The organism is Nostoc sp. LEGE 12454 (assembly GCF_056620565.1).
Window position 1 is genome coordinate 1 of sequence record NZ_JBWQXL010000081.1, and the last position, 13,242, is coordinate 13,242.

The 13,242-nt window shown below is 36.4% G+C and carries 11 protein-coding genes; 4 read left to right on the forward strand and 7 right to left on the reverse strand.

The genetic code is table 11. The annotated features are described in order from the left end of the window. Window positions 1-1,405, reverse strand: a 1,405-nt coding sequence (locus AC1F2U_RS33670) for a DEAD/DEAH box helicase (protein ID WP_480265089.1), incomplete at its 3' end; no start/stop codon positions are given. A 266-nt stretch (window positions 1,406-1,671) separates the two neighbouring features. Between AC1F2U_RS33670 and AC1F2U_RS33675 the strand changes: the two genes are divergently transcribed. The 4 genes from AC1F2U_RS33675 (at window position 1,672) to AC1F2U_RS33690 (ending at window position 7,107) form a co-directional block, all read left to right on the forward strand. Beyond that, entirely contained in the window at window positions 1,672-5,889 is a 4,218-nt protein-coding gene (locus AC1F2U_RS33675; protein ID WP_480265090.1) for a protein NO VEIN domain-containing protein, read from the forward strand. 424 nt (window positions 5,890-6,313) lie between these two features. Beyond that, entirely contained in the window at window positions 6,314-6,544 is a 231-nt protein-coding gene (locus AC1F2U_RS33680) for a hypothetical protein (RefSeq protein WP_480265091.1), read from the forward strand. Window positions 6,545-6,569: 25 nt separating this feature from the next. Continuing rightward, on the forward strand, window positions 6,570-6,806 hold the full coding sequence (locus tag AC1F2U_RS33685; protein WP_480265098.1) for a type II toxin-antitoxin system RelE/ParE family toxin: 237 nt from the start codon (window positions 6,570-6,572) through the stop codon (window positions 6,804-6,806). Between the two features lie 76 nt (window positions 6,807-6,882). Then, window positions 6,883-7,107: a hypothetical protein gene (locus tag AC1F2U_RS33690; RefSeq protein ID WP_480265092.1), complete on the forward strand. Its 225-nt coding sequence runs from the start codon at window positions 6,883-6,885 to the stop codon at window positions 7,105-7,107. Window positions 7,108-7,289: 182 nt separating this feature from the next. Here AC1F2U_RS33690 and holA read toward each other — a convergent pair whose 3' ends face one another. The 6 genes from holA to AC1F2U_RS33720 all read right to left on the reverse strand — a co-directional run bounded on the left by holA (window position 7,290) and on the right by AC1F2U_RS33720 (window position 13,126). Beyond that, window positions 7,290-8,243 carry a DNA polymerase III subunit delta gene (gene holA / locus AC1F2U_RS33695; protein ID WP_480265093.1) on the reverse strand — a complete coding sequence of 318 codons (954 nt, stop codon included), beginning with the start codon at window positions 8,241-8,243 and terminating at the stop codon, window positions 7,290-7,292. Continuing rightward, a complete protein-coding gene (locus tag AC1F2U_RS33700; protein WP_480265094.1) occupies window positions 8,240-8,551 on the reverse strand; it encodes a hypothetical protein in 312 nt (103 codons plus the stop codon). Before AC1F2U_RS33700 ends, holA begins: the two co-directional genes overlap by 4 nt. Next, window positions 8,548-10,839 carry a dynamin family protein gene (locus AC1F2U_RS33705; RefSeq protein ID WP_480265095.1) on the reverse strand — a complete coding sequence of 764 codons (2,292 nt, stop codon included), beginning with the start codon at window positions 10,837-10,839 and terminating at the stop codon, window positions 8,548-8,550. Before AC1F2U_RS33705 ends, AC1F2U_RS33700 begins: the two co-directional genes overlap by 4 nt. 145 nt (window positions 10,840-10,984) lie before the next feature. After that, entirely contained in the window at window positions 10,985-11,506 is a 522-nt protein-coding gene (locus tag AC1F2U_RS33710) for a hypothetical protein (protein ID WP_480265096.1), read from the reverse strand. Window positions 11,507-11,948: 442 nt separating this feature from the next. Continuing rightward, window positions 11,949-12,077: a hypothetical protein gene (locus AC1F2U_RS33715; RefSeq protein WP_480265097.1), complete on the reverse strand. Its 129-nt coding sequence runs from the start codon at window positions 12,075-12,077 to the stop codon at window positions 11,949-11,951. Between the two features lie 371 nt (window positions 12,078-12,448). Further along, on the reverse strand, window positions 12,449-13,126 hold the full coding sequence (locus AC1F2U_RS33720; RefSeq protein WP_480265099.1) for a tetratricopeptide repeat protein: 678 nt from the start codon (window positions 13,124-13,126) through the stop codon (window positions 12,449-12,451). Window positions 13,127-13,242 lie beyond the last annotated feature (116 nt).

A 13,242-nucleotide genomic window follows, 5' to 3' on the forward strand; every position in this document is an offset into this window, starting at 1 on the left:
TACCAGTTTCTGCGGCTGCACACATCAAATGTTTAGCAGCAAAGATGGGATATTCGTCGTTAAAGAAGACTTCCTCAGCTTCTGGCGATACCAGCATTTCTGGATGTTCTGCTACATAGCAGTCAATGGGATTGAGAGCATTGGGAAGCAGCACTGTCAGTCCTGGTTGTGAACGTCCGGCGCGGCCACTGCGTTGCTGGTATGCCATTTTTGAACCAGGCCAGCCACGCAAAATGCAACATTCTAATTCTGGTAGGTCAATTCCAGCTTCTAATGCTTCTGTGGCAATAATCCATTTGATTGTGCCAGACTGGAGTTGGTCAACTACTTCTGCCCGACGCTCAGAAGTTATGCCACTGTAGAAAGCGGCTACTTGGTTTGATTTGAGTAATTCTGTTAGTTCGCGCACGCTGCGACGGGAGTTACAAAAGGCGATACCTGACTTACCTTGATTGAGTAAAAATTGAATTATTCGAGCGGTGTCAGCAGTTAGATTGTAACTGGGCTGAGTGATAATTATTTGTCTAGATGGTGAAGCTGCTCCACTTTTGCGAATCCAAATTAGGGGTTTGGGGTTGAGTTTAGTTGGTTTCAAACCGGAGATTTTCAGAGCCAGTTGTTTAGGATTACCACAAGTGGCACTCAGTAAGATAAATTGCAGTTTCTTGGAGTCACCACCGTAATGATCTACTGCTAGTTTAATGCGACGAATCAGCCAGGACATATTTGCGCCATAGCTACCTGATAGGGTGTGAGCTTCGTCAAGCAGTACATAGCGCAATCGCTGATAAAAGTTTGCCCAATGCGCGGATTTCCAGGCTTGCTTGAGTTGAAAGTGGATTAATTCTGGTGTGACACCTAATATATGCGGTTCACTCTTGAGGATTTGTTCTCGTTTTTCTGATTTGACATCTCCAACGATCATTGCCAGTATAGGTCTGGATTGTGTGGGTATGGTAGAGAGTAGTTCAGAGATTTTGTGGAACTGGTCTAGCGCTAAAGCTCGTAGTCCATAAAATGCTAATGCTCGATGTTCTTCATTGATACAACCTTCCAGAATGGCGGGGTATGTGCTGAGAGTTTTGCCACTGGCTGTGGGAGAGGTGAGGATTAAACTTTTACCTTGTCTAATTGCTTGTAATGCTTGAAGTTGGTGAGAGTAAAGTTGGGTGATTCCTAATGATTGAAGTGCTTTAATTAATTTATTTGGTAGGTCATTAGGGATATTTTTCAGATTAGGTTCTTTGGCAGGGATAGTCTGTTGCCATAGTAAATCTTCACCTAGAAATTCAGCAATATCTGTTGGTTCAGTAAGATGGTTATTTGAGTTGGAATTTTCTGTAATGGGTGTACGAGGTGGTGTCCAAAAGCTTTGTAGTAAGGCACTATAATTGGGCGTGTTCATGGCGGTGTTTTTCGCTCATTGCCCTAAAAAATCCCCCATTGGGGGAGTGATATTAAATTAGGATAGATGGTATTTTTAGCTACTTCTGTTATCAAATAAATTATTTGTTCTCACATCAGCAGCTGATGACTAAAAATTTTTTGAGGCGTTTCTGGAATACATCATTTGCGTAGAGTAGTATTGAAGTTGAGAGATTGTACGAATTTATCTCCAGCCCAAGGTAAATTTTGAGTTTTGTATCAGAAATTAGACAAAAGAGTTAATAAATGGTTAACCCCAAACAGATTATTGAAGATATCCGTAAAAACACTTATGGCATTGGTTTACAGACTGACCAAGCCGCTCAAGGAGTTATTGACAGCTTCAGAAGAAGTTTGAACAGCGCACTTGAACGACTTTCAGTAGACCTTTATTCTAAAGAAACTCATTTTGTTTTAGAACTTATTCAAAATGCAGATGATAACCAGTATCAAGGTGGAGTAATTCCTACACTAAACTTGACAATAGAACCGCAAAAAATTATTGTTCAAAACAATGAGCTTGGATTTAGTGAGGATAATGTCAGAGCAATCTGTAATGTAGGACGTAGTACAAAAACTAAGGTAGAAGGATATATTGGTGAAAAAGGAATAGGATTTAAATCGGTATTCCGTATCAGTGATGAACCTCAAATCTTTTCCAATGGATTTCAGTTCCATTTTAAGCGCCAAGATAATGAGAATCAACTGGGATTTGTTACTCCTTACTGGATTGAAGCAATTCCTAAATATGTTGATTCAACTTTAACCAATATTATTTTACCACTTCGAGAATCAGCTAAAGATGAGTTAGGTAAGTTAGGTGAAATTGAACATACATTAATTCTCTTTCTCCGCCAACTTAAAACTGTCACAATCGAGAATAGAGTTAATAATGAATCTCACCAAATCACACGCTTAGATAAAAATGGAAATATAGAGATAGAAGAAACTAGTGAATTAATCATAAATGAAAATGGAAATATAGAGACAGAAAAACCTAGACAAGTAATAAAGAATAAGCATTGTTATAATTTGCTTAAAAAGAATTTAATTGTACCGGAACATATTCAGGAATCAAAAAGAGAAAATGTTAAATCTACTGAGCTAATTCTTGCGTTTAGCTTGCAAGAGGATGGTTCAGCAGATACAAGATTAGAACAAAAAGTTTTTGCTTTTCTTCCTACTCGCAGCTACGGATTTAAGTTTCTGATTCAAGCTGATTTTCTAGTTCCAGCTAACCGGGAAGATATTCATAAAGATACACAATGGAATAAATGGATCAGAGATAACATTGCAACTACATTTTTACTAGCTGTAGAGGAATTTAAACAAGATAGTAATCTGCAAAAAAGCTATTATAACTATATTCCACTAAATAGCGAAATTAAGGATGAGTTTTTTATTCCTGTAGTTAGCGAGATTCACAATAAACTAAAAACTAGTGAATGTATTTTAACTGAATCAGGAAAATGGCAGATTCCCTCTCATGTTGTGCAGGTAGATGAGCAAATTAGGAAGTTAATTTCTAATGCTGACTTACAAAAGCTACTTAACAAAGAGTATATCCACCCTGAAGTTAAGGCTAAAACCTCTATTCTCGAATCTCTTGGAGTTAAAAAATTTAGCTTTGATGATTTATTGCAGTGTTTACAGAATAATGAATGGTTACAGAAACAAAGTGATAATTGGTTTGTACAACTCTATACTTATTTAAAAAGTTGTAATTTAAACGATTACTCTGATTTACCAAGAATTAAGAAATTAAAGATTATTCCCTTAGAGAATAACGAATTAGCTTCAACTGCTGAGACATCAATATTTTTCCCACTAAATAATACGGGAGAATATGAATTTAAACTTCAATTTATTAAAATAACACTCCTAGAATCAACTTCTAATCCTGCTGTAACAGAATTTCTCAAAAAATTGGGTGTTCAGAAAGCTTCGTGTTATGAAATTATCGAAAATCATATTTTACCCCTTTACAAAGGAGATAGTTGGGAAAGGAAAGTTAATCAGCTTTTATATATTTGTTACATTAAAGAAAACTTATCGGAATACGAAAAAGAGTTTAATAAAATTAGAAATCCTTATTCTTACTCGTATTCCAAAGAAGATCCTCTAAAAAGCTTGAAAGAATCGCTATTGATAAAAACAGATAAAAATAGCTATTTAAGTCCAGCAAAAATTTACCTTCCTGCTAGTTATGGGAATCCAAATGAATTGGAAACATTATTATCAGGAATACAAGATGTCTGGTTTGTATCCTCAGAGTATATTCAAGATTTAATGCAAATTAAAAATTCTAGCGAAAAAGCAGAAAAAATTAGAGAGTGGAGAGAGTTTTTTATTAAGCTAGGAGTACATACTGTACCAAAAATAGATGTCAAAATAGAAACTGCATACGGCAAGTCTAATAATGGCCATCATTATTCCCAGAAATACAATATTTATAGTTCGCTGCACATATTAAAAATTTTGGAAGCCAGGGATGAAGAAAAAAATCAGAAATTGGCTAAACTTTTAGATAGCAATTGGAGCTATTACAAGCAATATAAATCTTGGGAACGTTATTTCTACGCCAATGGCAGTTTTTATCCCAACAGTCCTAATGATGCAGACTGGTTTACTAAAATTAAAACAGTAGCTTGGCTGCCTACTACAAAAGGCAAGTTAGCTAATCCTTCTGAAATTTTTCTGGATAAAACAGAAACAAGCGCAATACTAGGAGATAGCGTTCCATACTTAGCTATTACTCTCAATAATCCAGATTTTATTAAAGACTTGGGAATAAAAGATAAAATAACTGATCCCAAAGATTATGCTGATTGGTTGCTGGCATTATCCCGTAAAAAAGAGCTTGATGAAAAACATGAAGAAATAGTTATCAAAATTTATCAGGAATTAAATAAACCAGATATCCAATTAAAAGATTGGTGGAAAACCTTTATCATTGAAAAAATATTTTGGACAAATAAAAGAACATTCTCTACAGCTAGTAAAGTTTTGATAAATGATAATGATAAGGTTTATGAGTTGTTTAAAGACAATCCTCAAATAGCTTTTCTCAAACTCCCCTCAAATTATTATCCGAAACTTCAACACTTCATCAAAGTGACTGGTATTCGCTATCTTTCTCAGATTATTAAGACTGAATTAGCAATTGGAGAAGTACCAAAAGTTGAGGAAGAAAGCCTAACTGAGCAAATTAAAGCTTTGACACCTTACATTTTACGTTATCTTTACGACAGAGAACACCCAATTTACCAACAGCTTAAAACCAATCACACTCTAATACAACTCAAAGATTTAGTGTGTTACAGGGTGGAAAACCTGCAAATTAAATATATTCTTGATCAGCAATCAGCTTATACTCAGAGAAGTGCTTTCTTGGATAATGGAAATCTCTACATCCAATCCAATAGCTTGTCAGATACGGATTATTTAGCCTTGGAAATTTCTCACTTATTTGGTAATCCAAAGGGGTTAGATGATTTCTTGATTTCGCTGTTTGAGAAAAGAACATTAGATAAAATTGACAGCTTAATGAAAGCGAAAAATATTCAACTACTACCTAATGAAGAAAGGCAGTGGTTTGAAAGCTCAAATATTTATCTAGGAGAAACTAACCTTATAGAAATAGCAGCAGAAAATGATAAAGAAATTGAATCTACAGCTAACAAACATCAAAAAATAGACCCAGATAACCGTTCTGTTAAATCAGAATTAACAACTAGATTTCCCAAAGATGAAGTTGATGATGATCAATGGCTACCTGAGTGCGAACCTAAAGACATTACAGAATTTGAGGCTGTTCAGTGGATAAAAACAGAAATTACATCTCAAGCATATCTTAGCACTGGCAGGGTTACTGAAGCTATCATTACCCATGATGTAACTGAGTTAATTAAAAATGTACCTAATTCAGATAGTAGTTTTTTTAGTAGTAGTGAATCAAACTTATCTTCAAATCAACCAACTATTCAATTAATCAGAGAACTACGAATAATAGATAGAGATGAGCCAAGTGAAAAGCCTCAATTAAGTGGGATCTGGGGTGAGAAATTTGCTGTTGAATATTTAAGGCGAAAGTTTGGTGCTAAGTATCCCCAAGGAAAGTTAGACGAAAATAAATACGGATTTTCTATCAAAATTAATAGTCAATTAGTAGTTGAAGTTCAGTGGCTAAATGAAGTTCAAGAGACAGAAGGGTATGATATAAAATTAATTGAAAATGGTCAAGAAGATTATATAGAGGTTAAGTCTAGTCAACCTGGAGCAAAGAAATTGATAAAGCTATCAGGGAGTCAATGGAAATTGGCTTATGACTTGGGAGAAAACTTCCATATATATCGGGTTTATAATGCTGGAACTCAACAAGCTACACTTATTGATATTTCTAATCCCAAGCAACTTTTCTCTGAAGGTAGTCTCCGTATAGATTCTGTTTATCTTCGGATATAGAGCATATCTACCAGCGAAGATATGTCAAGTATAACTATATAAAAGGCAGATTTAGGCATGATTCGGACTATATTTTCAATCGTACTTACACAGCAAGAAAGAAAATTTGAAATAATCTGACGCAAGCTGATGAGTAAAAATTACCCTAGCGATGCCTGCGGCGGCCTACGCCTACGCTAATCGCTGCTTCTGCCCTCACTGCGCCCGATACTTGTATCATATTTTTGCGGAAATTGGCTAAATGTAGGAGGCTGAGGCAATGGAAATAGAGATGGAAATAGAGATTATAGCGGTGTGCAGTTCAGTGAGATACAAAAACTTTGCTGAAATGATTTTACAGCAAGGATTTTGGTGTTCTCATCCAATCGATAACCGCTATAAAATAGAGTTAGTAAAGGTAGAGTTTACTTGATTGGAAGGTTCTATGATGACTTTACAAGAAATTATTAATTCTATTGAAAGTTTGCCCACAGAAGATCGAGAGTATTTATTTGAGTTTCTTCGCCAGCAACGAATTGAGAATCGGCGGGTTGAAATTTTGGCTAATGCTCAGGAAGTGATGCAGGCTTTTAAGGATGGGACAGCTCATAGGGGAAGCGTTGATGATTTGATCGCTGATTTACTAGGAGATGATGATGTAAGTTGTCTGGAGTAGTGGATTTAAGCGGTCTTTTAGGAAGATTACAAAGAAAAACCCGCAATTAAAGAATCAAATTGTTAATGTATTAAGGCTTTTGGCAGATGATCCATTTACACCGTCTTTGAAGTCTCATAAGTTAACAGGAAATTTAGCGGGGCTGTGGTCTTGTTCTGTTGCTTATGATTGTAGAATTATCTTTAATTTGTCTGAGGATGAGAAGTTGTTAGAAATGGTTATTTTATTGATTGATATTGGCAGCCATGATGAAGTTTATTAAATGGTAAAATAGAGGCTTAAGCTTTGGATATAGAGAAGTCAGCAAAGTTAGGGTTTACTTTCGAGGAGGTTCTCTGATGAATTTACAAGAAATTATTAATTCTATTGAAAGTTTGCCTACAGAAGAACGGGACTATTTATTTGAGGTTATCCGTAAAAAAAATGAAGAATCTAGAGGGGATAATTTTTGGGAGGGATTACAAAAATTTAGAAGCGTAATCCAAAGCGAGGGGATTATCTTTACTGATGATGATTTCGCTGACTTACGAGAGCGCAGTGTGGTCAGAGAAATTGAACTATGAGCTTGAAATACTTACTTGATACCAATATTCTCAAGAGAGCCAGCACGTCCTATTCCTAAAACGAGAAACATAACTTGTGAAAGTTTTGTTAGATACTAATATCATTATTAGTGAATTTGGATTTTAGACTGAAATCAAATATACAATCCAAAATCCAAAACTCTCAGTCAACTTTATGTTGATTAAGTTAACTTAAATAACCTGCTAACACTAAGAATTATTAGCAGTAAATCCTTACTTTCAGCACCCCTCTTAATAGACATCTCCAAATCCAGCATCATAGTCAGTGCTTTAGCTAAAGCGTTAATGCTTGTATTTGCTACCTCCTGACGCAAATAGTAAATGCGATTAGGATTGCTGATATTGCATAGTTGAGCTAATTCACTATCTTTCTTAACCCCAGAAGCGATCGCAGACTTAACCCACAGCCAAGTTCTAAACTGCGTTAGGAGAGTAGCAACAATCACCATTAATGGTTCCGAGCGTGACAGTAAATCATCCAGCAGGTGTAAAACCTGATTGCTTTCTCCTTGGCGAATAGCAGATGCCAGTTGTAGGCTATTCTGAGTCTGACATGGCACTAACTCTTTTACTTCTGCAAGCTCAAGTTGTCTGCCCTTACCATAAATATACAGTTTGCGTAACTCTGTGGCTGCACGGGTCATGTCGTTACCAATTGCTTCTGCTAGATATTCCACTGCACCCTTTGACAGTACTAGCTTGATTTTTTTAGCCTGAGTTGCGATCGCCTTCTCAATCAAATCAGTACGCCAAGGTGGTATCAATAGAAACTCAAACAACTTGGCATACTTGACAATATGTTTGTAAATCTTCAGGCGCTTATCTACATTGGTGGCGACAAACACCAGAATTGTGAATTCAGGCACTTGAACAAGCTGCTGCAAAGTTTCTAACTCAGTATCACCCCACTGCTTGAGGTGGCAATTTTCGACAATCACCAGTTTTTTACCACCAGTCAGGGAACGAGTGCGAGCTACGCTGATAGCTTGGTCAAGGCGATCGGCTGGAAATCGGTGATAGCAAAGTGTGAGCCAGTGGGAATCAATCTCTGCTTTGTATTGGTTTAGCTGTTCCTGAATAGCGTGTTGGTCGTCGCCTGTCAGCAAGACAATCATGCTTTTACCCTCCCATTACTGCTCTTGTTGGCAGTTTTAATTAACACAGTCATTGGTTGTTGACTTTGGGTAGCTCGTTGCAGCATTTTAGCAATCGCTTCTTTACTACTCTCAAACTTCTTGAGGTAAGCTGGTGTAACCTCTAAAATTGCCTTGTCACCTTGCAATTTAACGAGATTTGCATGAGCCAACAGCTTTTGATTGCTGGGTTTAGCTATATCTATCACAGAAAGCCAAATTTGAGCCAGGTTAGTAGTCTGGGCTGCAACTGTTGGTAACAATTTGTCATCTACAGGTTTAGCTGTCACCTTGTTTGTAGTGTATACTCCAACTGTTGGTAGCAACTTGCCGTCATGCACATTTCTACTTCAGTTTTATGTTCTGTTTCTAAACAATTAGAAGATTCTAGAGGAAGTAACTTATCATCAAGTTGTGAGACTAATTGGTTGACTACAATTTCAGCGATACAAACAGCTTGAGATAATTCGGTCACTAGGCGATCATTAGTTAGAAAAGAGCGCAGTCTATTTTGAAGTTCTCTAAGCCCAGCACTATCAAGTAACTTGCCTCGTTCTATTTGCTTTGAAGCTGTCTTGGCATCGATATCAAATATCGTATCTCCCCACATTTCTTCAACTTTTGCCTTTTCTATATCCAAACACTCACCAATTATTTCAGCAAAATACTCATGTATTTCTCTCTTATTCTCTTCTTCTTCAAAGAAACTCCACTTATTAATTAGATAGAATATTGGTCTAACACACTTATTATTCAAATCGTTCAAGAGATTAGCTCTCTTAAATAAAAGTTGTTTTTGGGATTCATCTTCCTCAACTTCTTTTTTGCCTCTGAGCAATTCTTTTAGATCGTACTTTTGTTGCTGAGTAAATAGCTGATCTGCGGCTAAGACAAAGAGAATCGCATGACATTGTGGAATATACGAAAATATTTTTTCTCTTTCTTCTTCCACAGAGTTTAACGCTCTTGTATCGATAAACTCTACCCCATCTAACAGTATTTCAATCGGGCAATAAAATTCAGCATAGTCTAGAGTGTTTAGCCATTCCCTTACTGACTTAAACAATCGCTTAGTGTAATCCCTAACTTTTGTTGAGTTGAGCGTATAATCCCTTTGATATATATCAAAACTCAAACGTTCTACTGAGCCATCTTTTTTGTGAACTAATACTACTTCATCCTCACCATATTTTACAAAGGTAGGGATTGCTGTACAAGGCGCTCCTCCTACTGGAAGCAAATTCCTTTCTAAAAAAGCATTAAGAATTGTACTTTTACCGCAATTAGAATTTCCAATAACCAAAAATCGGAATTTTTCATTTTTTAATCTGTCAATCTCTTTCTCTAAACTATTGATTACAAAAGGCAAGGGTAAAGCTTTTGATGCTTCTTCTTTCTCCTCTGGCGGATCAAATTGGGCAATTGTGTTCTTTAGCCTTTGGAGTTGTTTAGTGAACCAGGAACGGACTTCAATGGATTCCAACTTTTTTTTAGAATTGTGATCCCCTATGAAACTTCCCTTCCCTTTAACTTCTCCTATTTTATTTTTTAAATATAATGAGGATTCCTCAAGCTTATAATATGCTATTTTGTCAGGATTTCTTTGAGAAAGAAGCTCATAAAGCTCATTTACTTGAAGAGATAAACTCTCTAATTCTTGCACTTCTTGTAGCTGAAATTTTTGTAGATCTGGACGAATATCAAAGTGGTAGAAATGATAAAAAGAACTGAGCAGTCCCACAGATTGAGTGAGGTATTTACCTACTATATCTTGCAAATCTAAACTATACTTTCCCACTTGGTAAGTATAATTATTCGGTTCATTCATGCCTGGAGGAACCTGAAAAGGGAAAAAACTCAAACCCAAGCTTGTATAACCGACTTCTTGATCTGAAAATAAATTCCAAAATGTAAGACTAGGGTGAATTCTTTGAACGAATTGACGAGGATCATGCCCCCCTTGAATTGTTCCATGGATTAAGATAGTTGGAATCTCTGATAGTACGCTGTAGATAAAATTAATATCACGATCTGTTTTGTATAAAGGTCTCTTGAAATAACCATCCTGTCTAGATGCGAGATTCTGCCAAGAGACTTGACAGTAAGAAGTATTGAAAGCATTTCGGAAATCAACGTAGCCGCCTCGATCATTAATTTCTAACGGTTTAGTATCATCCCAAAAAGCAGATACCAGGATGATTGGAAGCTTTGTTCGTTCATACAAGTCTTTCAAGTTTTTGTAAGTCGTTTCTGTTCCATCAAAAAATGGACTGTTTACATCTTCCTTAGCTAAATCTTTTTGAGCCTTGCTCGTCCAGATAGAATAACTTGCTCTTAATTGCTCAATAATATCTTGTTCATTAAGTCTCATCTCAGAATTGAAAAGTGACATAACAACATTATTTTCGTATTGATTTTTCAGTTCCTCTAAACGCAACTGACGCTGCTTGTCCAATTCTTTCTGTCGATTGTCATATCCTTGAGGTTGTAACCACTTATAGTCGATAATCTTTCCAATAACATTACTGATAACGATGGCAGCAGGATAAACTAATTGAAGAGTTGTTGGAGTTATCATAGAAAACTTCGTTAGACGCTGTTATGTATTAACTGACCAGATTGAGTAGACGTACTCTTAATTCACTGATCAGAATCAGAATCCGATCTAAGCCCAAGTGGAAAGAGAGTCGCTATGACGGCTGTCTTGATTATCAAAATTATAATTAGTCAATTTGATGGAATTCTTGTGCATCATTACTCATTGCCCTAATTTGAGGCTCGCCAGTATTGCCTAAGTAGGAATCTCCAATTTCACCGAAATGAGTAGATGCTTTTATGTAGGGATTATTGTCAGTGTAGGGATTATTGTCAGTGTAGGGATTATTGTCAGTGTAGGGATTATTGTCAGTGTAGGGATTATTGTCAGTGTAGGGATTATTGTCAGTGTAGGGATTATTGTCAGTATTTAAACTGCCAAAATGCATAACAGAATCATTAGAACTCTGGGCTCGAATTTGATAAATGTGACTCTCTGTGTCAGCGAAAGGATTCGAGCTATCCTCCTGATTGTAAGACGGAGTGGACAAAAGAGATTGAGTATTGGTGATTTCATTTTGATCATTCAGATCCATCTCAGAAGGAATTATATTATTATGTAACGCTTTCAAAACAGATGATTGCAACTGGGAGTAATCTCCAGAGGAGTTCTCATCTTGTTGAGTTTCGTCTCTATATTGATTATCCATATTTCACAAAAGCTAGAATCCTTTAGGCAAAACAAAGGAAGATCATTCGTAACAGGTTAAGATAGCGCTGCTAAAGCCAATAAGCAATTATGTTTAATATTGATTCAAATTTCAGGTATCAAATTAACCTAGTAACAGAACTTTAGCAATATTTTGGTAGAGACAGATGTAAAGATTATATGAAATGGTTGCCTGAGTTGTAATTTTTATATAAATTACTTAAATAATTCAAGTATTGTTACTCATTGACAAATCGTATGAAACTCTAACTAGTCACGAATGAGGGGAGATAGATTAAATACAGCGTATTGCAGGTTTATGAGGTACATACAGTAATAGCAGTTTGTAAACCAGTTTTTAAATGCTCTCTTTTTTTTAGTGTAAGTTTTTGCAATGCACGACACATCGTACTCGTACTTAGCCAATTATTATAGGTTTTGCCCTAATATTTAGAGTACTCCCATAATGTTGCATTTGGATATTTTTCCACCATTGTAGCTAGTTGAGCTTCATATCCATCCAACTCCGCCTTCATTCCTCCACCTTGGCGTAATGCTAGAGAGCCTGTCATGAAGTGCCACGCAGAGATACAAAGTTCCGATTTTATTCTTGGTTTTGGAACTTGTCTTCATCTCCCTGTTTTTGATGCCAAAAATTTATCAAGATGCTCGCGAGTTAGGGGAGAAATGTTCCGACACTGGTAGAAATCGGTACTATGTTAAGGAAAATTACGGTGATTGCATCTGTAATTTAGAAGAGAAGTATTAATGGCTGAACGCTAATTATGTCAATACTTTTGACCGAGTTGGCACTTCATGGTAGCTTCCCTAGCATTATGCCACCTTGTTGTCTCGGTTCTACATGACCTTGAGTTTTATTCATCAAGAGTAGTTTTTGTACAAAGCTTTTGGCTACACCAAATATTTCCGCTTTACACTATTTTTAGTCGTTTTCGCGGTTATTTAGCCGACTTTCTACCTCAATTATCTTTTTTTTAACATATACTACCTCTGGTGAACCAATTTTATCAAGAATTTCAAGTGACTGGTTTAGATAACTTAAAGCTGCTGTATCATTGTCTCTGTCATCAATGGGTACTTCTGCCAATCTCAACATTGTCTTTGCTTTTGCATAAGCGTTCTGAACCTGTTCCTCAAGTTCAAGGGCTTGCCGATATAGATTGGCAGCTTGCTCATACTCTTTCCGGGGGACGTGAATATAGAAAGCTAGGTTATGTAACACTGAAGCTTTTTCTTCCGGAGCACCAATTCGTTCGATGATTTGGAGTGCTTTTTGAAAGTTGTGGTAAGCAGCTTGCAGTTCTTTTCTTTTGGCGTAGACTACCGCGACATTAGCGAAGGTGCTTGCCTGCCCTTTTAGATCACCAATTTGAACTTGCATATCAAGTGATTGATAATAAAGCTTTAGCGCCTCCTCTAGATTTTCTTGCTTAAGATAAATTCCCGCTATCTGGTTCCGTGTGGCATTTGCACCTCTTTGATCCCCAATATTTTCTTTAATAGTCAATGACTCGGAGAAGATATCTATAGCTTCATCAAGCTGACCTCGCCTAGTAGCGATGATAGCAAGATGATGAAGAGTTGCAGCGTTAGGAGTTATGTAAAAATAACTTGAACAATTAACTGACTACTTTGGGTTTGATAATATAGTTCCACTCACCATGAAAAGAATTTCGTTCGATTGCGATAGTATCAAGCTCTTGGTCTGTAACCTTG